Origin of the sequence: Rhizobium hidalgonense, assembly GCF_005862185.2 — a bacterium.
Taxonomy (GTDB): Bacteria; Pseudomonadota; Alphaproteobacteria; order Rhizobiales; family Rhizobiaceae; genus Rhizobium; species Rhizobium hidalgonense.
In genome coordinates this window covers 211,667-230,359 of sequence record NZ_CP054028.1, presented here as the reverse complement: position 1 = coordinate 230,359, position 18,693 = coordinate 211,667, and the positions used below count along the sequence as shown (strand labels likewise).

17 protein-coding genes and 1 pseudogene are annotated in these 18,693 nt (G+C 61.6%); 12 read left to right on the top strand and 6 right to left on the bottom strand.

Annotation, left to right across the window (positions count from 1 at the left end; translation table 11 throughout):
• The first annotated feature begins 259 nt into the window (after nucleotides 1-259).
• Together FFM81_RS22410 and FFM81_RS22405 are read left to right on the top strand one after the other, a co-directional pair.
• A complete protein-coding gene (locus tag FFM81_RS22410; RefSeq protein WP_025417867.1) occupies nucleotides 260-784 on the top strand; it encodes an RNA polymerase sigma factor in 525 nt (174 codons plus the stop codon).
• Nucleotides 781-2,901, top strand: a complete 2,121-nt coding sequence (locus tag FFM81_RS22405) for a vWA domain-containing protein (protein ID WP_138384565.1) — start codon at nucleotides 781-783, stop codon at nucleotides 2,899-2,901. Before FFM81_RS22410 ends, FFM81_RS22405 begins: the two co-directional genes overlap by 4 nt.
• 294 nt (nucleotides 2,902-3,195) lie before the next feature.
• Here the strand turns inward: FFM81_RS22405 and FFM81_RS22400 are convergent, their stop codons facing one another.
• On the bottom strand, nucleotides 3,196-4,122 hold the full coding sequence (locus tag FFM81_RS22400; RefSeq protein WP_025417869.1) for an SMP-30/gluconolactonase/LRE family protein: 927 nt from the start codon (nucleotides 4,120-4,122) through the stop codon (nucleotides 3,196-3,198).
• 181 nt (nucleotides 4,123-4,303) lie between these two features.
• Here FFM81_RS22400 and FFM81_RS22395 point away from each other — a divergent pair, with 181 nt between their 5' ends.
• Nucleotides 4,304-5,374, top strand: a complete 1,071-nt coding sequence (locus FFM81_RS22395; RefSeq protein ID WP_097532961.1) for a LacI family DNA-binding transcriptional regulator — start codon at nucleotides 4,304-4,306, stop codon at nucleotides 5,372-5,374.
• A 12-nt stretch (nucleotides 5,375-5,386) separates the two neighbouring features.
• Here FFM81_RS22395 and FFM81_RS22390 read toward each other — a convergent pair whose 3' ends face one another.
• Complete coding sequence (locus tag FFM81_RS22390; RefSeq protein WP_138384566.1) at nucleotides 5,387-6,418, bottom strand: L-idonate 5-dehydrogenase; 1,032 nt, start codon at nucleotides 6,416-6,418, stop codon at nucleotides 5,387-5,389.
• A gap of 10 nt (nucleotides 6,419-6,428) precedes the next feature.
• A complete protein-coding gene (locus tag FFM81_RS22385; protein ID WP_138384567.1) occupies nucleotides 6,429-7,370 on the bottom strand; it encodes a 2-hydroxyacid dehydrogenase in 942 nt (313 codons plus the stop codon).
• Nucleotides 7,371-7,503: 133 nt separating this feature from the next.
• On the opposite strand from FFM81_RS22385, the gene FFM81_RS22380 reads away from it, so the two are divergent.
• From FFM81_RS22380 to FFM81_RS22340, 9 genes and pseudogenes are all read left to right on the top strand, one after another.
• Nucleotides 7,504-8,268, top strand: coding sequence for an SDR family oxidoreductase (locus FFM81_RS22380; RefSeq protein WP_138384568.1), 765 nt, complete (start codon nucleotides 7,504-7,506; stop codon nucleotides 8,266-8,268).
• A gap of 13 nt (nucleotides 8,269-8,281) precedes the next feature.
• Entirely contained in the window at nucleotides 8,282-8,836 is a 555-nt protein-coding gene (locus FFM81_RS22375; RefSeq protein ID WP_138384569.1) for a gluconokinase, read from the top strand.
• The gene (locus FFM81_RS22370; protein WP_128397900.1) at nucleotides 8,826-9,719 is read left to right on the top strand and encodes an NAD(P)-dependent oxidoreductase; all 894 of its coding nucleotides are present in this window, start codon (nucleotides 8,826-8,828) and stop codon (nucleotides 9,717-9,719) included. Before FFM81_RS22375 ends, FFM81_RS22370 begins: the two co-directional genes overlap by 11 nt.
• A 107-nt stretch (nucleotides 9,720-9,826) precedes the next feature.
• Complete coding sequence (locus FFM81_RS22365) at nucleotides 9,827-11,323, top strand: sugar ABC transporter ATP-binding protein (protein WP_138384570.1); 1,497 nt, start codon at nucleotides 9,827-9,829, stop codon at nucleotides 11,321-11,323.
• 18 nt (nucleotides 11,324-11,341) lie between these two features.
• A complete protein-coding gene (locus tag FFM81_RS22360; protein WP_003572263.1) occupies nucleotides 11,342-12,382 on the top strand; it encodes an ABC transporter permease in 1,041 nt (346 codons plus the stop codon).
• 51 nt (nucleotides 12,383-12,433) lie between these two features.
• On the top strand, nucleotides 12,434-13,531 hold the full coding sequence (locus FFM81_RS22355) for an ABC transporter substrate-binding protein (RefSeq protein ID WP_003572262.1): 1,098 nt from the start codon (nucleotides 12,434-12,436) through the stop codon (nucleotides 13,529-13,531).
• Between the two features lie 95 nt (nucleotides 13,532-13,626).
• Entirely contained in the window at nucleotides 13,627-13,965 is a 339-nt protein-coding gene (locus tag FFM81_RS22350; RefSeq protein WP_138384571.1) for a hypothetical protein, read from the top strand.
• A 45-nt stretch (nucleotides 13,966-14,010) separates the two neighbouring features.
• A pseudogene (locus FFM81_RS22345) lies at nucleotides 14,011-14,356 on the top strand (hypothetical protein); the annotation flags it as partial.
• 448 nt (nucleotides 14,357-14,804) lie between these two features.
• Nucleotides 14,805-16,769: a HAMP domain-containing methyl-accepting chemotaxis protein gene (locus tag FFM81_RS22340; RefSeq protein ID WP_138384572.1), complete on the top strand. Its 1,965-nt coding sequence runs from the start codon at nucleotides 14,805-14,807 to the stop codon at nucleotides 16,767-16,769.
• Nucleotides 16,770-16,846: 77 nt separating this feature from the next.
• Here FFM81_RS22340 and mctP read toward each other — a convergent pair whose 3' ends face one another.
• Genes mctP through FFM81_RS33150 form a run of 3 tightly spaced genes read right to left on the bottom strand, consistent with a single transcriptional unit; the run spans nucleotide 16,847 to nucleotide 18,654 of the window.
• A complete protein-coding gene (gene mctP, locus FFM81_RS22335; protein WP_025417886.1) occupies nucleotides 16,847-18,322 on the bottom strand; it encodes a monocarboxylate uptake permease MctP in 1,476 nt (491 codons plus the stop codon).
• On the bottom strand, nucleotides 18,312-18,509 hold the full coding sequence (locus FFM81_RS22330; protein WP_003572258.1) for a DUF3311 domain-containing protein: 198 nt from the start codon (nucleotides 18,507-18,509) through the stop codon (nucleotides 18,312-18,314). The genes mctP and FFM81_RS22330 overlap by 11 nt, the downstream gene beginning before the upstream one ends.
• Nucleotides 18,510-18,522: 13 nt before the next feature.
• Nucleotides 18,523-18,654: a hypothetical protein gene (locus FFM81_RS33150; RefSeq protein ID WP_280790762.1), complete on the bottom strand. Its 132-nt coding sequence runs from the start codon at nucleotides 18,652-18,654 to the stop codon at nucleotides 18,523-18,525.
• Nucleotides 18,655-18,693: the final 39 nt, after the last annotated feature.

Here is an 18,693-nt window from a genome sequence, read left to right as displayed (position 1 = left end):
GGTCCTTTCGAGTTGGGACACACAGATCATGTCCCTGGCCGACTCTGACCCCATCATGCGCCTTTGCCCTGGAGGCAATCTGTCTGGCCGCGACCCAAGGATGTCGCGATGCTTGCTTATTTTGATCCTCTATTTCCGGCTTTGCCGCTTTTTCAAAAAAATCCGATAATTTTTTCGTCGTCGACCCAAGGAAAGCTATTGGAGAAACGTCTCAATCCCGAAATAGCATCTTGGCTGATAGCTTGGGGGTAGGTGCGCATTGGATGCGGAGCTCATAGAACGAGCGCAGGGGGGCGACCGGGAGGCCTTTGGGCAACTGGTCTCGCGCCATTATGATTTCGTCCATGCGACGGCGTGGCGATGGTCGGGCAGTTCAACCGACGCCGACGACATCGCCCAGGAGGTTTGCGTCAAGCTCGGCGCGGCGATCCGCGGTTTTCGCGGCGCCAGCCGCTTCAGGACGTGGCTCTATACGCTGACGCTCAACGCCGCCCGCGACCATCGGCGCAAGATTGCGCGGGAAGAACAGACATTCCGCGCTTATGCCGCCGAACCGCAGCCGGACGCGCCGGGCAGAAATGATGACGAGCTGTCGAGCGAATTATGGGCGGCCGTGCGTGCCTTGCCGGAACGGCAATGCGACGCCGTGCTGCTCGTCTATGGCGAAGGCCTCAGCCATTCGGCTGCCGCCGATGTCATGGGCTGCTCAGAGGCAACCGTGTCCTGGCAGGTGCACGAGGCGCGCAAGAGGCTGAAGACCACGCTCGGCAAGGAAGAGGTATGATGAACAAGGAACTCGAAAAGCTCTCCCGTCTCATAGCCCCGGCCGCCGATCCGGAAGCGCGCGCGCGCGCCCTTGCCGCGGCGATGCAGGCCTTCGACAGTGCGGAAAATAATGCGGCGGCAGCCCAAGGAAATGCGAAAGGCTGGCGTCCAAGCTCCATCATCAGCTGGATATGGAGCCCTGCCATGAACAAGAAATTCCTCGCCGGTTCAGCCCTCGCGACGCTGCTCGTCATTCCCGCCGCCGGTTACCTCACGATCGAGCTGACCCGCAACGGATCGCCGCTCGTCGACCAGACCAAGATCGCCGGAAACCTCGTGCAAAACAACATGCCGAAACCGGGCGATCAGCCGGCGGCGGCCGCACCTCAGCTTCCCGAGGCGACCGCCGAAGAGAAGAGGCTGGCAAAATTGTCGGCCGCTGGCGGCGCGCAAGCCTTGCGGGACGAGGAGCCGCAATCTGAAAAGCCTGATGCGGCGCCGCCCTCCGAATCCGATACCGGGGAGATCGCTGCTCTTAAGAACAAGTCGGAGGATTCCGCCGCGACCCTGGGGTTGGCCAAACGCGCTGCCCCCGCCACTCTCGGCATCGTGGCTCAAGGGCAGCTATTGGCCGAACCGATGGCCGTCGCTCCCTCACCTGTTCCGCCAGCGGAGGGACGTGCCCAGATTCAGCTCGATCCAAACCGCGAGCGGTTTGCCAATGCCGCGGCAAATCCGATCAAGAGCGTGGCGACCGATCCGGTCTCGACCTTCTCCGCCGATGTCGACAGCGCGTCCTATTCCTTCGTCCGCCGCTCGCTGACGGGTGGGGCGATGCCCGATCCGCAATCGGTTCGCGTCGAGGAGATGATCAATTATTTTCCCTACGACTGGCCGCGTCCCGACAAGGCCGATCAGCCTTTCAAGGCAACCGTGACAGTGATGCCGACGCCGTGGAATCACGACACGGAACTGATGCATGTGGCGATCAAGGGCTACGACATCGCGCCGGCGACCGCGCCGCATGCCAATCTGGTGTTCCTGATCGACGTCTCGGGTTCGATGGACGAGCCGGACAAGCTGCCGCTGCTGAAGAGCGCCTTCCATCTCCTGGTCAACAGGCTGAAGGTCGACGACACCGTCTCGATCGTCACCTATGCCGGCAATGCCGGTACGGTGCTGGAACCGACGCGCGTGGCGGAGAAGTCGAAGATCCTCTCGGCAATCGAAAGGCTGGAAGCTGGAGGCTCGACCGGCGGCGCCGAGGGGATCGAGGCTGCCTATGGTCTTGCCAAGCAGGCCTTCGTCAAGGACGGCGTCAACCGGGTGATGCTGGCGACGGACGGCGACTTCAATGTCGGCCCGTCGAGCGACGAGGACTTGAAGCGCATCATCGAGGAGAAACGCAAGGACGGCATCTTCTTGACCGTTCTCGGTTTCGGACGCGGCAATCTCAACGATTCCCTGATGCAGACACTGGCGCAGAACGGCAATGGCAGCGCCGCCTATATCGACACTCTGGCCGAGGCGCAGAAGACACTGGTGGAAGAAGCCGGATCGACGCTGTTTCCGATCGCCAAGGACGTCAAGTTCCAGGTCGAGTTCAACCCGGAACGGATCGCCGAATACCGGCTGATCGGCTACGAGACGCGCGCCCTGAAGCGGGAGGATTTCAACAATGACCGGGTCGACGCCGGCGATATCGGCTCCGGCCACAGCGTCACGGCCATCTACGAGATTACCCCGAAGGGAAGCCCCGCGGTGATGAATGACGACCTGCGATATGGCGCAGCCGAGAAGGCTCCGGCAGCGACTTCGGACAACGCACGTCAGGGCGAACTTGCCTTCGTCAAGATGCGCTACAAGCGGCCGGGCGAGGACAAGAGCGCACTGATCACCACGCCTGTCGGTGACGACAACGCAGTCGCCAGCATCGACGCCGCGCCTGGGGATGTCCGCTTCTCCGTAGCCGTCGCCGCCTTCGGCCAGAAACTGGGCCGTGTCGCCGCCGTCGATGCCTATTCCTATCAGGCGATTGCCGATCTCGCTGCGGCATCGCGGGGACCGGATCCCTTCGGCTACAGATCGGATTTCCTCGGGCTCGTCAGGCTGGCGGACAGCCTCAGTCACCAATGAGGAGCGATGCACCGCAAATCAGGGACCGCCTGGGAAAGGCGGTCTCCGCGTCTGGCTTTGAAGATCAGAGCTAGAATTTTCAGATTCGCGTTCAGTCTGACGACTGATGGATATGGCCAAATCAGTCCACAGGATGAAACAGACATCCATTAATACAGATCGTGGACTGATTTATTGCTAGGTGCAGAATAGCGAAGAGAGAAAAAGGAGCGGACTTTCGCAAGCCCATCGGTAGATTCTTCGCAGGTCGACCACCACACACAACTCCTCAACCGAGACCGGAACGCCAGCGCTCTATCCCGGTCTCGATCCGTTAGCCGTAAGATAGACGGCGTAAAGAGAGGTTGTTGCGGTGATGAAGAGGCGGTTCCGTTTCTCGCCGCCGAAAGCAACATTGGAGACGATCTCGGGAATATGGATCTTGCCGAGCAGGGTGCCATCAGGATCGTAAGCATGCACACCGTCGGCGGCGCTCGTCCAGATCCTGCCCTTGCGGTCGACGCGAAAGCCGTCGAAAAAGCCTGAAGTGCATTCGGCGAAAATGCCGAGATCGGTCAGCTTTCCACTCTCCGATACGGCGAGTTTTCGAATATGACGCGGACCGTCCGCCATGTGCGTCCCGCCGGTATCGGCGATGTAGAGCACCCTTTCGTCGGGGGAGAAAGCCAGCCCGTTCGGCTTGACGAAATCGGACGCCACCCGGTCGGTCGTACCTGTTGCCGGATCATGCCGGTAGACATGGCATCCGCCGATTTCCTCTTCGCCGTAATCGCCCTCATAATCGTGGAGGATGCCGTAGCTCGGATCGGTGAACCAGACCGTCCCGTCGGATTTGACGGTAACGTCGTTCGGAGAATTGAGCCGTTTGCCGGCAATGCGATCCGCCAGCACGGTAATCCCTCCATCGAAATCCGTCCGCGTGACCCGACGCGCCAGATGCTCGCAGGTAACAAGTCTTCCCTGATTGTCGACCGTGTTGCCGTTCGAGTTGTTGCTGGGCGAGCGGAACACCGACGTCTGCCCGCTGGTATCGTCGTAGCGCATCATGCGATTGTTGGGTATATCCGAGAAGACCAGATAACGCCCGGCGGCGAACCAGGCCGGTCCCTCCAGCCAGCGGCCGCCTGTCCAAAGCCGCTCGACGCGGGCATGGCCGACGAAGCAGTTTTCAAAGCGCGGGTCGAGAACCTCAAAGCCCGTACCCTCGATTTCCCCGAACATGTTGCTTCCTCATCTAAAATTGTTATCGATACCATTCTGCCTTGTTTTGCAGTCTTCGTATAGACACCGACGGACTGTGGAAGGCTGCGTTTCTGCAATAATATCGATTGTACGATGATAGCGATAACTTTATCGTATCCTGAGTTGCCCAACTTGGAAGCTGTTTTGAAAGCGGGGGCCAGTGAAAAACGAGGATGAGCCAAAAGACAAGCGTCTCAAGGGAGGAGACGTCCAGAAGCTGACGATGGCTGAGGTCGCCAAATATGTCGGCGTATCGGCCATGACGGTTTCGCGCGCCTTTCGGCAGGATGCGAGTGTTTCCGAAGAGACCCGCAAGCGCATCATGGAGGCTGTCGATGCGCTGGGCTACGTGCTCGACCTTTCGGCCGGCAGTCTTTCCTCACGGCGCAGCGGCTTCATCGCGGCGTTGGTACCCTCCATCAACAATTCGAATTTCTCCGACACTGCGCGCGGCATTACCGATGCGCTGGAGGATACCGGCCTTCAGCTACTTCTCGGCTATACCGACTATTCCGCCGAAAAAGAAGAAAAACTGATCGAGGCGATGCTGCGCCGACGCCCCGAAGGCATCATCCTGACAGGCGGTTCGCACACCGCGCGCGCGCGCCGCATGCTTGATAAGGCCGGCATTCCGGTGGTTGAAACCTGGGAAATTCCGGAGGAGCCGATCAATCATGTCGTCGGCTTTTCCAATGGCGAGGCCATGTCCCTGCTGGTGCGCACCCTCGCCAGCCAGGGCTATCGGAGGTTCGGCTATATCGGCGGAACGACGGCGCGCGATACACGCGGCAGCCAGCGGCGAAGCGGTTTCCTGAAGACCGTCGAAGAACTAGGCTTGGGACCAGGCCGGGCGATTTCCTTCGGCGTGCCGCCAATCACCATGGAACAGGGCGGCCAGGCGATTGTCAGCCTGCTGGAGCGCTGGCCGGACACGGAAGTGGTTCTCTGTGTCTCCGACCTTTCGGCCTTCGGCGCGATCATGGAATGCAAGCGCAGGGGAATGAGCGTGCCAGGTGACATCGCCATTGCCGGCTTCGGCGATTACGAGATCTCGTCGATCTGTCATCCCAGCATCACCACCATCAATGTCGACTGTTACGGCATCGGCCGTCAGGCTGCCGCCCGCCTGCTCGATGCCCTGCAAGGCAGCGGCGAGGCGACCGGCGACGAGATCACGTTGACGGGCTATAGGGTCGTTCTGCGCGAAAGTACCGATCGCGGCGCCTCATAGCTGGCGACGATATCAGAAGGCGATCTGCACCTTCATCGACTTGTTGCGGTCGCTGGCCAGCTCGAAGGCGGCGACGGCCTCGTCGATCCCGAAGACACCCGTCAGCAGCGGTTTCAGATCGACGCGCCGCGCATTGATCAGCTCGACGGCAAGGGCGAATTCCTCGTGAAAGCGGAATGTTCCGCGCATCTCGATTTCCCTGGCGACGATCATGTTCTGTGGGATCGATACATCGCCGCCGAGGCCGAGCTGGACGAGAACGGCCCGGGGCTTCAGTACCTCGAGACCGGCGCGCACGGCGCGCTCATTGCCCGACGCTTCGAACATAACGTCGAAATATCCCTTGTCGGCGCCGTAAGCGGCAAGGTCGGCGGCATGGGTGGCAACGTTGATCGTTCGATCCGCGCCGCTGGTGCGGGCGATTGCCAGAACGCTGTCGGTCACATCGGTCGCGACGATCTCGCGGGCGCCGAGAACGCGGGCGGCAACGATCGCCAGCATGCCGATCGGACCGCAGCCGGTGACCAGCACCCGCTTGCCCAGCAGCGATCCGGCGCGGCTAGCCGCATGCAGCGTCACGGCAAAGGGTTCGGCGAAGGCGGCCTCGTGAATGGAGATGCCGTCGGCGACCTTGTGGCACTGCCAGCGCTCAGCCACCAGCCGCTGGCGAAAGCCGCCCTGAATATGCGGCATCGGCATGGCGCTGCCGTAAAACCGCATGTTGAGGCAATGGTTCTGCTGTCCTTTCAGGCAATATTGGCAATGATTGCACGGCCGGCTCGGAGAAACCGCAACGCGGTCTCCGACAGCAAGGTCGCTCACACCGGCACCCAGCGCCTTGACGGTGCCGGCAATTTCATGGCCGAGGATCATCGGTTCGCGCAGGCGAACGGTGCCGAAGCCGCCATGATTGTAATAATGCAGGTCGGAGCCGCAAATGCCGCCGGCTTCGATGGCGACCTCCACCTGCCCAGCTCCCGCAACCTCCGGCTCGCGCTCTTCGATCCTGAGATCCTTGGCGGCATGAATGACGATGGCTTTCATATTGGGATCCTCATACGACCGGAGTCGGAAGCGCGCGACCGGCAAAATGCGCGACGAGATTGTCTCTGACCAGCTGGCCCATGGCCTTGCGGGTTTCGACGGTACCGGAGCCATGATGGGGCTGCAACACCACGTTTTGGAGCGCCAGGAAACGCGCATCGATCTTCGGCTCGTTCAGGAACACGTCGAGGCCGGCGGCCTGGATGGTGCCGTCCTGAAGAGCTGAGATCAGCGCCTCTTCGTCAACGGTCGTCCCGCGCGAGACATTGATCAGCATGCCGTTGGGGCCGAGCGCTTTGAGCACATCGGCGTTGATGATCTTCATGGTCGCCTGCCCGCCGGGGACGATGACGATCAGGAAATCGGCCCAGTCGGCCAACGCGATCAGGTCCGGCTGGTAGGCATAGGCAACATCCCTATGCTCATTGCGGGCGAAATAGGAGACATCGCAGCCGAAAGCGGCAGCCCGCTTGGCGATCGCCTTGCCGATCCGCCCCATGCCGGCAAGCCCGACCTTCTTGCCGGAGACGCGGGTCACCAGCGGCATGGCGATATTGCCCCACTGGCCATTGCGGACGAAAACGTCGGCCTGAGGAATCTGCCGGGCCGTCGCAAGCAGCAGTCCGATGGCGATGTCGGCGACATCTTCGGTCAGCACGTCAGGGGTATTGGTGACGCGAATGCCGTTGGCGCGGGCATAGGAGAGGTCGATGGCATCGGTGCCGACGCCGTAACAGGAAACGATTTCCAGTCTCGGCAATTGTGTCATCAGGTCGGCGGAGGCGCCGAGTTCGCCGCGCGTCGCGATGGCGCGAATATCCTTGCCGACCCTTGCGATCAGTTCCTGCCGGTCTGCCGCTTCCCACAGGCGGTGAACCCGATACTTCGCCTCCAGATCGACCATGTCCCATTCCGGATAGGCTCCGGTCATCAAGATCTCTACCTCAGGCACCGCTTCCATCCCGCATTTTGACAATTGATTATGTTATCGATAACATATAATTCGGAAAAGCGATGTCAAGTGAGTTTCACCGCGAGTAGCGGTATAAGCCCTCATTCGCAGCGACACCGGAGGAGTGATTTGTATGAAGAACCTGTTTGATCTTAGCGGGCGGCTTGCCCTGATCACCGGCTCGAGCCAGGGGATCGGTTATGCCCTGGCCGAGGGCCTGGCGCAGCACGGCGCCGAGGTCATCATCAACGGCCGCACCCCCGAAAGCGTCAAACGCGCAGTCGAGAGCCTCAAGGCTCAAGGCCTGTCTGCGCATGCGGCCATCTTCGACGTCACTAGCAAGGACGCCGCCAAACAGGGCATCGACGCGATCGAAGCCGATATCGGGCCGCTCGACATCCTGATCAACAATGCCGGCATGCAGTTTCGCACGCCGCTGGAAGATTTTCCGGCGGACAAATGGGAACTGCTGCTGACCACCAATATTTCGAGCGTGTTTTACGTCGGACAGGCGGCCGCTAAAGCCATGATCGCTCGCGGTCAGGGCAAGATCATCAACATCGCCTCGGTACAGAGTGAGCTCGCCCGTCCCGGCATCGCCCCCTACACGGCGACCAAGGGCGCAGTGCGCAATCTGACGCGCGGCATGTGCGCCGACTGGGCCAAACACGGCCTGCAGATCAACGCGATCGCGCCCGGCTACTTCAAGACGCCGCTCAACCAGGCGCTCGTCGACAATCCCGAATTCTCGTCCTGGCTCGAGAGGCGGACGCCGGCCGGCCGCTGGGGCAATGTCGAGGAACTGGTGGGAGCTGCCGTTTTCCTGGCGGGTCGCGGCTCGTCCTTCATCAACGGGCATACGCTTTATGTCGACGGCGGCATCACGACCTGCCTCTGATAGAGACGCGACGATGGGCTTCGAGCAAAAGACACCGCCTCTGGCCGTCGTCGTCATGGGCGTCAGCGGCTGCGGCAAATCCTCGGTTGGTGAGCGTATCGCCGCTCAAAACGGCCTGACGTTTTTGGAGGGCGACCAGCTCCACCCCGCTCGCAATGTCGAAAAAATGGCTAAGGGCATACCGCTGACCGATGACGACCGCCTGCCGTGGCTCGACAGGATCGGCGCGGAAATAAAGGCTGCGCAAAACCAGTCGCAAGGCGTGGTGATTTCGTGCTCGGCGCTCAAGAGAAACTATCGGGACAGGCTGAGACGCGCGGCAGGCGGGCGCCTGGCTTTTGTTTTCCTCGACGGATCGCGCGAGCTCCTGCTGTCGCGGATGCAGGCTCGCCAAGGCCATTTCATGCCGGCGTCGCTGCTCGACAGCCAGCTGCAGACGCTGGAACCGCCGACCGGTGAGCCTGGTGTTGTGACGGTCGCGATCGATGGTGTTTTGGATGATATGGTGGCGCTGGCTTGTGAGGAGCTGAGAGGCGTGGCCATCAAGGGAGGGTTTCATGCAGGATGATTCTAGGGCAAATGTCGCCGTCATCGGAGCCGGCATTATGGGAACGGCGATCGTCACCCGACTGATTGAAACCGGCCACACAGTATCGGTCTTCGATCTCGATGCCGAAAAGGTCGCCGCATTGGCAGCCAAGGGCGCCAAGACGGCGAGCTCGGTGGCGGATGCCGTCTCAGCCTCGGAATTCTGCGTGCTCAGCCTCAATCACGCAAATATCGTGCGCGCAGTCGTCTTCGGCGAGAAGGGTGTTGCGGCGGCGGCAAATGCCGGCAAGTTGCTGATCGATATGTCCTCGATCGACCCGGCAGAGACCGCCGACATGGCGAAGCGGCTGCGTGCGGAAACGGGCATGGCATGGGTGGATTGCCCGCTTTCGGGCGGCGTGCCCGGCGCGCTTTCCGGCAAACTGACGATCATGGCCGGTGGCAGCCCCGAGGATTTCGAGCGGGCGCGGGTGGTGATGCGGCATCTTGCCGCCAATTATACGCTGATGGGTGCCTCCGGCGCCGGGCAGACCACCAAGCTGATCAATCAGCTGTTCTGCGCTGTGCTGTTCCAGTCGGTCGCTGAAGCCGTCAAACTCGCGGAAGCCGGTGGTGTCGATCCCGCCGCAATACCGGCCGCCCTTGCCGGCGGCAGGGCGGACAGCCGGATAATGCAGGAATTCATGGCAAAATTCGCCGCCCGGGACTTCTCGCCGACAGGCAGGATCGACAACATGCTGAAGGACCTGGATTCGCTTCAGGCCTTCGCATTGAAGACGAAAACGCCGCTGCCGATGACGGGCGCAGTGGTCGAAATTCATCGCCTGCTTTGCGCAGCCGGCCTCGGCCCGAAAGACTCGGCGGAGATGATGCGTCTTCTCGACGGATTTCAGGCCGGCTGAAAATCTCTTGCGGGAATGCGAGATCGCTATCTTTCTGCTTGACCATTCACGAATGTTATCGATAACATACATTCAGGATAACAACTGCAGCTTTGGGAGGAGCCACGGTGGAAGCCAAGAGACTGCTGGAGTTCCAATCGATCACCAAGAGCTTCGGCGGCACGCAGGCACTGCGTGACGTATCGATCGATCTGCGCGAGGGGGAGATCCTTGCGCTGCTAGGGGAAAACGGAGCCGGGAAATCGACGCTCATCAAGACGCTGGCCGGTATCTACAAGCCCGATAACGGTGACATCCTTTTCCGCGGCCAGAGTTACCATCATCGTCCGCCGAAGCCGAACGAGCGGCAGCCGGTCGCATTCATCCATCAGGACCTCGGCTTGATCGAGTGGATGACGGTCGGCGAGAATATGGGCCTGTCGCAAGGCTTCTCCATGCGTCGCGGCCTGATCGACTGGAACAGGACGCAGGCGCGCGCCAAAGAAGCCTTGAAGCTGGTCGGCTGCGATTTCGATCCGACGACCCGGGTCTCGGCCCTGTCGCGCACCGAAAAATCGCTCGTCGCCATTGCCCGCGCGCTTGCCGTCGAAGCCGACGTTCTGGTGCTCGACGAACCCACGGCGAGCCTGCCCGCCGACGAAGTCGATCGGCTTTTCAATGCGATCCGCCCCCTGAAGGAGCGCGGCGTCGGCATGATCTACGTCTCCCACAGGCTGGACGAGATTTTCCGCATCGCCGATCGCGTCGCCGTGTTGCGCGACGGATGCATGGTCGGACAGAAGCCCGTCAGCGAGACCACGCCCGACGAACTGGTGACGATGATCATCGGCCGCAGCGGCGACAGTCTCTTTTCGAAGACCGAGATCAAGCCCGGCAAGGCGATCGTCAAGGTGCGCGATCTGGTCTGTGCCGGCACCAGCCCGATATCCTTCGATATAAGAGAGGGCGAACTTCTGGGCCTTGCCGGACTGCGCGGCGCCGGTCAGGAACGGATAGGCCGGGCGCTGTTTGGCTGCGAGCCGTTCAACGGCTCGGTTCTGCTGCATGACCAGGCGCCGGATCTTTCCAGCCCGCGACAGGCCATGGCGTCCGGCATCGGTCTGATTGCCCGTGACCGCACGGAGGAATCCGTCGCGCTCTCGCTCTCCATCCGGGAAAACACCTACCTCAATCCGGGCGCTGTCGGGCGCGGGCTGTTGTCCTTCCTGTCGCCGCGCGGCGAAGCCGATCTTGCCCATGCGATCGGCCATACCGTCGGCCTCAGGCCGAACGATCCGGATCTGCCGGTCGAGGCCCTGTCGGGCGGCAACCAGCAGAAGGTCGTCGTCGGCCGCTGGCTGGCGACCGGCCGCAAGCTGCTGATTGCCGAAGATCCGACCGCCGGCGTCGACATCGGCGCGCGGGCGGAGATCTACCGTCTGATCACCCAGGCGCTCGAAGCCGGTCTCGCGGTCGTCGTGGTGTCGACGGACTTCGAGGAAATCGCCCATATCTGCCACCGCGCGCTGGTTTTCTCGCGCGGCAAAATCGTCAGCGAACTGACTGGAAGCGCCCTGACGACGGAGGCAGTCATAACAGCTGCATCCGCATCGGAAGCGGCTTGAGCCATCGGGAGAACAGCCATGCAATCCATTGAATCCACCGCGCTGGAGCCGACCAAGAGCGAAATGGCCGGCCTGTCCGCCGGCCAGAAGATCGGACGCTTGATCCCGGTTTACGGGCTGGTGATCCTGACCCTCGGGCTGATCGTGCTCTTTTCGATCCTGCTGCCCGATACGTTTCCGACCGTCTTGAACGTTCGCTCGATCGTCTCCGACAAGGCGATTATCGCGCTTCTGTCGCTCGCCGCGATGATCCCGATGGCGTCGGGCCGCATCGACCTGACCGTCGGTTACGGCATCGTGCTCTGGCACATTCTCGCCATCAGCCTGCAGACGGCCTACGGCCTGCCCTGGCCGGTCGCGGTCCTGATCGTGCTTGCGCTCGGCGTTCTTACCGGCTGCATCAACGGCCTTTTGGTCGAAGTCGCCAAGATCGACAGTTTCATTGCGACGCTCGGCACCGGGACGGTCCTCTACGCGCTCGCCCTCTGGCATACCGGCGGGCGGCAGGTGGTCGGCGTCCTGCCTGAGGGCTTCTATGCGTTGAACGGCACCATGCTGTTTGGCCTGCCGATCACCGGCTTCTACGTGCTGCTGATCGCAATCTGCATGTGGATCGTGCTCGAATACCTGCCGATCGGCCGTTATCTCTATGCCATCGGCGCCAATCCCAAGGCTGCGGCCCTCAATGGCATTCCCGTCCGCAAATTCGTGATCGGCGCCTTCGTCACGTCAGGCCTGCTGGCGGCTTTGACCGGGGTCCTTCTCGCCTCGAAGCTGCGCATCGGCCAGGCGAGCGTCGGCCTCGAATATCTGCTGCCCGCGCTTGTCGGCGCATTCCTCGGGTCGACGACGATCAAGCCGGGCCGGGTGAACGTCTGGGGCACCTTGATCGGCGTCATCATCCTGGCGGTCGGCATTTCCGGAATTCAGCAATTCGGCGGGTCGTTCTTCGTCGAACCGCTGTTCAACGGTGTGACCCTGCTGATTGCCATCGGCATAGCAGGTTACGCCCAGCGCAAGCGCGGAGCTGTGAGGAGGATCACACCCGCATCCAAATGAAGATGCCGGCTCATCCCGGCATTTCATAACAAACAAAATGGAGGAGTGAACATGAAACGCAGAACGTTATTGCAGGCAACGGTCGCAACCGTCGCCGTTATGCTCAGCATGCCGGCATTGGCCGATTCCATGGCCGACGCCAAGGCGGTGGTCGAAAAGTATGCGTCCAAGGTGAGCGCTTGGGATGGCCCGACGAGCGGCCCCAAGGGCGCGAGCGGCAAGAACATCGTCATTCTTGCCGGCGATATGAAAAACGGCGGCATCCTCGGCGTGGTCAATGGCGTTCAGGAAGCAGCTGGCGCGCTCGGCTGGACGGTGAAGGCCCTTGACGGCGCCGGATCGATCGGCGGCCGCACGGCAGCTTTCGGCCAGGCCATGGCGTTGAAGCCGGATGGCATCATCATCAACGGCTTCGACGCCGTCGAGCAGAAGCCGGCGATGGAAGCGGCCAAGGCGGCCGGCATTCCGATGGTTTCCTGGCATGCCGCCTCGGCCGTTGGCCCGGTTCCCGAAGTCGGCGTTTTTGCCAACGTCACCACCGATGCGATGGAAGTATCGAAGTCCGCGGCCGATTGGGCCTTCGCCGATGCCGGCGGCAAGCCCGGCGTCATCATCTTCACCGACTCGACCTATGCGATCGCGATCGCCAAGGCCGACCGGATGAAGAAGGAGATCGAGGATCTCGGCGGCACGGTGCTGGAATATGTCGACACGCCGATCGCCGAAACCTCGCAGCGCATGCCCCAGCTGACCACCTCGCTGCTGCAGAAGTACGGCGCCAAGTGGACGCATTCGCTGGCGATCAACGACCTCTATTACGACTTCATGGGACCGTCGCTCGCCTCGGCCGGCATTGCCGGCGACGGAAAGCCGGTGAATGTCGCAGCCGGCGACGGTTCGGAAAGCGCCTATCAGCGCATCCGCGCCAAGCAGTATCAGGCCGTCACGGTCGCCGAGCCGCTCAACCTCCAGGGCTGGCAGCTCGTCGACGAATTGAACCGCGCCTTCGCGAAAGCTCCATGGTCCGGCTACGTGTCGCCGCTCCACGTGGTGACCAGCGCGAATGTCGAATTCGACGGCGGGCCGAAGAACAGCTTCGATCCCGATAACGGCTATCGCGATCAATACAAGAAAATCTGGGGCAAATAAGCCTTCCCAAGGGCGTATCGGTCGATACGCCCTTACTCCTCTTGACACCACGCCAACATCGATCCAGCTCCGGCGAGTTTTGGAAAAGAGAACCCATGATCATTCGTTATGCTTTGTTTGAAGGCGAAATCAATCCCGGCCGAGAAGAGGAATTCCGCGCCTTTGTCAGGCAGCGGCTCGTCCCTCTCTGGACGAAATTTCCAGGCGCCGAGGAAGTCCGGGTGCTTGATGGAATGGAGCGCGACGAAGGCGCCCCTGTCTATGCCATGGCTCTCGCCATTCGTTATCCCGATATGGACGCGGTCAGCGCAGCGCTTCGCTCCGATGTGCGCTTCGAGAGCCGCGAGGTCACCGGCGAACTCCTGCAACTCTTCACCGGCAAGGTGCATCATCACGTCTTCCAGGCCAACGAATACCCGCCAGCCATTGCCTGACCTCCGGGCGGCTTCCACGCCGACTCGAGCGACGGACGCTGCCCGGACAGGACCGAACGGGCTTCGTCCGACTCCGAGGCGAAGGTCGCCGAGATGGCGAAGAGCGAGGGCATCGGCTGGCACGATCACCAGCGCGCCTTTGCCGTCGGCCAGCAGCGGCTGCTTGCGCTTTACGACGCGCGGCGACGTCCTTGACGACAATCTCTATACCGCGCCGGGCAAGTTCGGTGGCGGTGGCGCCGGCACCACATGGCTGGTCGGGTGGGCGGCAGATGTCGCCCGCTCGCTGCGCAGATACCAGGATCTGGGGATCACGCATTTCGTGCTGTCCGACAGTCGTGCCACCTCTGCCCTATTCCTTTCCGCACCGCATAGCTGCGAGAACTTCTAACAATTCTCAAAGAGTTGCGTTTAACGGCGAACTTCATCGCTGACATCGATGCCGGCAAGTGGAAACAAACGGCCCGTTTGCAATAGGAAATGTATACCAATTCAAACCAACAACTTGGTGTACTCTTTCCAGGGTGGGCGCCGGGGCCATTGGGACGAAAAATGCGAAAAAATATACAAAAAGCGCAGCATAGTGGCGCCATTTCGGCTTCGTTTACACTCTCTAAAATATCTCCTCCTATTTTTAAGGGTATCGGAGCGACGTTCTGAGGATCGTCACCTACGCCATGATGGCCGGCCAGGTATCCCGAAATCTCGCATGAAATCGACGTTGTCACCTTGATGCTCGCCCGGCCTTCGACCGACGCGCAATGGTGCCCGGCGACGCATCGGGGACAGATCCTGGTCACAGACACCTTTAAACCTCGCCGACACGATGGAGAGCGCGAATGAACAGCATTAAGAGTTTCGGGATCGCGATGCGTCTCGCCCTTGGTTTCAGCTTTCTGATCCTGCTGATGGCAGGCCTGAGTATCTACTCGGCCGTGCAGGTCGCGGAAATCAACAGCAATCTCGGGACGATCAACGACGTCAACAGCGTCAAGCAGCGGTTTGCCATCAACTACCGCGGCAGCGTGCACGATCGGGCAATTGCCATTCGCGATGTGACCCTGGTGACATCAGCCGATGAACGCAAGGCGGCCGAGGCACTAATCGAAAAGCTGGCTGCTACCTATGCCGAGAATGAAAAGCGCATGGCGGAGATGGTTGCGTCTCCGGCCGGTGCGACGGATCAGGAAAAGACCATCCTCGGCGAAATCGCCGACATACAGGCGAAAACCAATCCCCTCGTCGCCCAGATCATTGCGCTGCAGGAAAAGGGTGACGGCGAGGCGGCTCGCAAGATCCTGCTCGAGCAGGCGAGGCCTGCCTTCGTTGCGTGGCTCGGCGCCATCAACAAATTCATCGACTATCAGGAAGCGCTGAACAAATCGATCGGCGGCGAGGTTCGCAGCACGGCAAGCGGCTTCAAGCCGATCGTGCTGACGGCATTGGGCATCGCAGCACTTCTTTCGATCGTCGCCGCCGCGATTACCGCGCGCACGATCGTCGGACCGCTGGCAAGGCTGCAGCTTTCGCTGAAAGCGATGGCGGAAGGCAATCTCGACGGTGACCGTCGTCTCGAAGCCCGCGGCGATGAAATCGGCAAGCTTGCGCGTGCCGTGGCTGGCCTGCGCGACGCCATCTCGGCAAAGGCCGAGCGGGAAGCTGACACGGAGGCCAAGAGGGCTGTCGCGGAACGGCATAGGCTCGAGCAGGATGCCGATGAACGCCGCACTCTTGCCGAGCAGACGGACCGGGCTGTCGGCCAGCTCGGCACCGCACTGCAGGCGCTGGCCGACGGCGATCTTACGCAGCAGATCGACACGCCGTTCATCCCGTCGCTGGAAAAACTCCGCGCCGACTTCAATACGGCAGTCGAAAAGCTCCGCGCCGCCATGCAGAAGGTTGCCCAGAACGCCAGCGCTATCGCCGCCGGGGCACAGGAGATCCGATCCTCCTCGGACGATCTTGCCAAGCGGACCGAACAGCAAGCTGCCTCCGTCGAGGAAACCGCCGCCGCTCTGGAGCAGATCACCACCACCGTCGCCGACTCGAGCAGCAAGGCTCAGGAAGCAGGACAGCTCGTTCGCAAGACGAAGGACAGCGCGGAACGCTCGGGCAACGTCGTTCAGGACGCGGTCGATGCGATGGGCAAGATCGAATCCTCCGCCACTGAAATCGGCAGCATTATCGGCGTCATCGATGAGATTGCCTTCCAGACCAACTTGCTGGCGCTGAATGCCGGCGTCGAAGCTGCCCGCGCCGGGGAAGCAGGCAAGGGTTTCGCCGTCGTTGCCCAGGAGGTGCGCGAATTGGCCCAACGTTCCGCCAAGGCCGCGAAGGAAATCAAGGAACTGATCAATGCTTCGAACGGCCATGTCAAAAGCGGCGTGGCCCTGGTCGGCGAAACAGGCAAAGCCCTGAAAGAGATCGTCGCACAGGTGCAGCAGGTCGATGGCAATGTCGGCGCCATCGTCGGCGCTTCGCAGGAGCAGGCAACGGGGCTGAAGGAAATCAACACTGCGGTCAACAGGATGGATCAGGGCACGCAGCAGAATGCCGCCATGGTCGAAGAAGCGACGGCCGCCGCCCATAACCTCGCCAAAGAAGCCGACGCGCTGTTCCAGCTCCTGGGCCAGTTCAGTATTGGCGGCGCTGTGGCAGCGCCCAGGCGCATATCGCAGCCGGCTGCCGCCGCACAACATGCCCAGCCGGTTTCCTCGCCTGCCCGGCAGATGATTGCCAAAGTCGGCAAGTCGTTCCAGGCGAACGGCAATGCGGCCGTGGCCGGCGATTGGGAAGAGTTTTAAATCGCGCTGATTTCTCTCCGGCTTCCGCCGGACGGCAATGGCGAAGGGCAGCGTTGGCTGCCCTTCGCATTTTCATCTTATGCCTGAACCGGAGCCTTGGCCGGAAGAAGGGCGTTGATCACGACGGCAACGCCGATGTTTGCCGCAAGCGCCAGCAGTCCGGTGTAGACGGTGAAGGGCTCACCGCCGAGGCTGATCAGGTGCAGCGGCTTCCAGCCGGCATCCCAGACGAGGAAGGTGCCGCCGCAGAAGCCGACGAACCAGCCGGCAAGCAGAGCGGGGGCACGGAACCAGCCGGTGTAGAGACCGAAGACCAGCGCCGGGAGCGTCTGCAGGATCCAGATGCCGCCAAGCAGCTGCAGGTCGAGTGCGAACTGCGTCGGCAGGAAGATAATGACGAGAAGCGCGCCAACCTTCACCACGAGTGAGGTGATCTTCGCGACCTTGGCCTCGCCCGCATCGCTGACCTTGGGATCGACATAGGCCTTCCAGAAGTTACGGGTGAAAAGATTGGCAGCGCCAATGCTCATCACCGCGGCCGGCACCAGCGCGCCGATGGCGATCGCCGCAAAGGCGAAGCCGGAGAACCAGCCCGAAAACAGCGTCTTGAACAGCGTGGGAACGACGTCATTGGCGCTGTCGAGCTTCAGGTTGGCGGCGTGGCCCATATAGCCGAGCAGCGCCAGAAGGCCGAGCAGCAGCGTATAGGCCGGCAGCATGATGGCGTTCTTGCGGATCGTCTTGCCGCTGTTGGAGGCGAAGATGCCGGTCAGCGTATGCGGATACATGAAGGCCGCAAGCGCTGAACCGAAAGCGAGCGTGGCATAGGCGACATACTGATTGCCGCCGAGCAGCAGGCTGCCGGAACCCTTGGCCTGGAAGGCCGCATCGGCCGAGGCGAAGACATTGGCATAGCCGCCGAGCTTCGACGGGATCAACGCGACGGCCGCGATCACCACGATATAGATCATGATGTCCTTGACGAAGGCGATCAGCGCCGGGGCGCGCAGGCCCGCCGAATAGGTGTAGAGCGCCAGCACGATGAAGGCGATCGCCAGCGGCAGTTCGCCATGCAGCCCGAGCGCCTTCAGAACCGCCGTCATGCCGACAAGCTGCAAGGCGATGTAAGGCATGGTGGCGATGACGCCCGTGGCCGCGACGGCGAGTTCGAGGCCGCGCGATCCGTATTGCCCATGCACGACGTCGGCCGCCGTCACATAGCCGAAATCCTTGGCGCGTTTCCACAGAACCGGCATGACCATGAAGACGAAGGGATAGACGACGATGGTGTAGGGCAACGCGAAGAAGCCGTAGGCGCCGACGGTATAGACCAGCGCCGGGACGGCGATCACGGTATAGGCGGTATAGAAATCGCCGCCGACGAGGAACCAGGTGATCCAGGTGCCGAAATTGCGGCCCCCGAGACCCCATTCATCGATATGGGCGAGTGTCTCGGGCTTGCGCCAGCGGCTGGCGACGAAGCCCATGACGGTGACGAGGGCGAAAAAGAAGATGAAGACGGCCAGCGCCGTGCCGTTGATATCAGTCGTCATGGCGGGTGCTCCGATAGGCGATCCAGGTCAGCGTCGCGGTAATCGGCACCCAGAGAAGCTGATACCAATAGAAAAAGGGGAAGCCGAAAAGCGACGGTTCGCGGAGATTGTAAAACGGCGGCCAGAGCAGACCGATATACGGAATGATCAGCAGCCAGAGCGCTGCCTTGCTACGTGGTTTTTCCATGTCGGGATCCCTTTCAGGCGCCGCGGGTCGCGGTCGCCATGTTCCAGTTGTCGGCGTGGAAGGCAGGCCTGTAGCCGGCGGCCGCAGCAGGCCCGGTTCGGGTCGCTCGAGCTTTTCCGGACGTTCGGAAGCTGATGTAACGCATGTGAATTCCTCCCAACGGCCAGCGCTCGGCCAGCCGTGG

Bases quoted from the DNA above. Each gene is read 5' to 3' on its own strand.
- mctP (WP_025417886.1), bottom strand. From the start codon at position 18,322: ATGACGACTGATATCAACGGCACGGCGCTGGCCGTCTTCATCTTCTTT.
- FFM81_RS22355 (WP_003572262.1), top strand. From the start codon at position 12,434: ATGAAACGCAGAACGTTATTGCAGGCAACGGTCGCAACCGTCGCCGTT.
- FFM81_RS22375 (WP_138384569.1), top strand. From the start codon at position 8,282: ATGGGCTTCGAGCAAAAGACACCGCCTCTGGCCGTCGTCGTCATGGGC.
- FFM81_RS22390 (WP_138384566.1), bottom strand. From the start codon at position 6,418: ATGAAAGCCATCGTCATTCATGCCGCCAAGGATCTCAGGATCGAAGAG.
- FFM81_RS22350 (WP_138384571.1), top strand. From the start codon at position 13,627: ATGATCATTCGTTATGCTTTGTTTGAAGGCGAAATCAATCCCGGCCGA.
- FFM81_RS22405 (WP_138384565.1), top strand. From the start codon at position 781: ATGATGAACAAGGAACTCGAAAAGCTCTCCCGTCTCATAGCCCCGGCC.
- FFM81_RS22360 (WP_003572263.1), top strand. From the start codon at position 11,342: ATGCAATCCATTGAATCCACCGCGCTGGAGCCGACCAAGAGCGAAATG.
- FFM81_RS22400 (WP_025417869.1), bottom strand. From the start codon at position 4,122: ATGTTCGGGGAAATCGAGGGTACGGGCTTTGAGGTTCTCGACCCGCGC.
- FFM81_RS22330 (WP_003572258.1), bottom strand. From the start codon at position 18,509: ATGGAAAAACCACGTAGCAAGGCAGCGCTCTGGCTGCTGATCATTCCG.
- FFM81_RS22370 (WP_128397900.1), top strand. From the start codon at position 8,826: ATGCAGGATGATTCTAGGGCAAATGTCGCCGTCATCGGAGCCGGCATT.
- FFM81_RS22340 (WP_138384572.1), top strand. From the start codon at position 14,805: ATGAACAGCATTAAGAGTTTCGGGATCGCGATGCGTCTCGCCCTTGGT.
- FFM81_RS33150 (WP_280790762.1), bottom strand. From the start codon at position 18,654: ATGCGTTACATCAGCTTCCGAACGTCCGGAAAAGCTCGAGCGACCCGA.
- FFM81_RS22380 (WP_138384568.1), top strand. From the start codon at position 7,504: ATGAAGAACCTGTTTGATCTTAGCGGGCGGCTTGCCCTGATCACCGGC.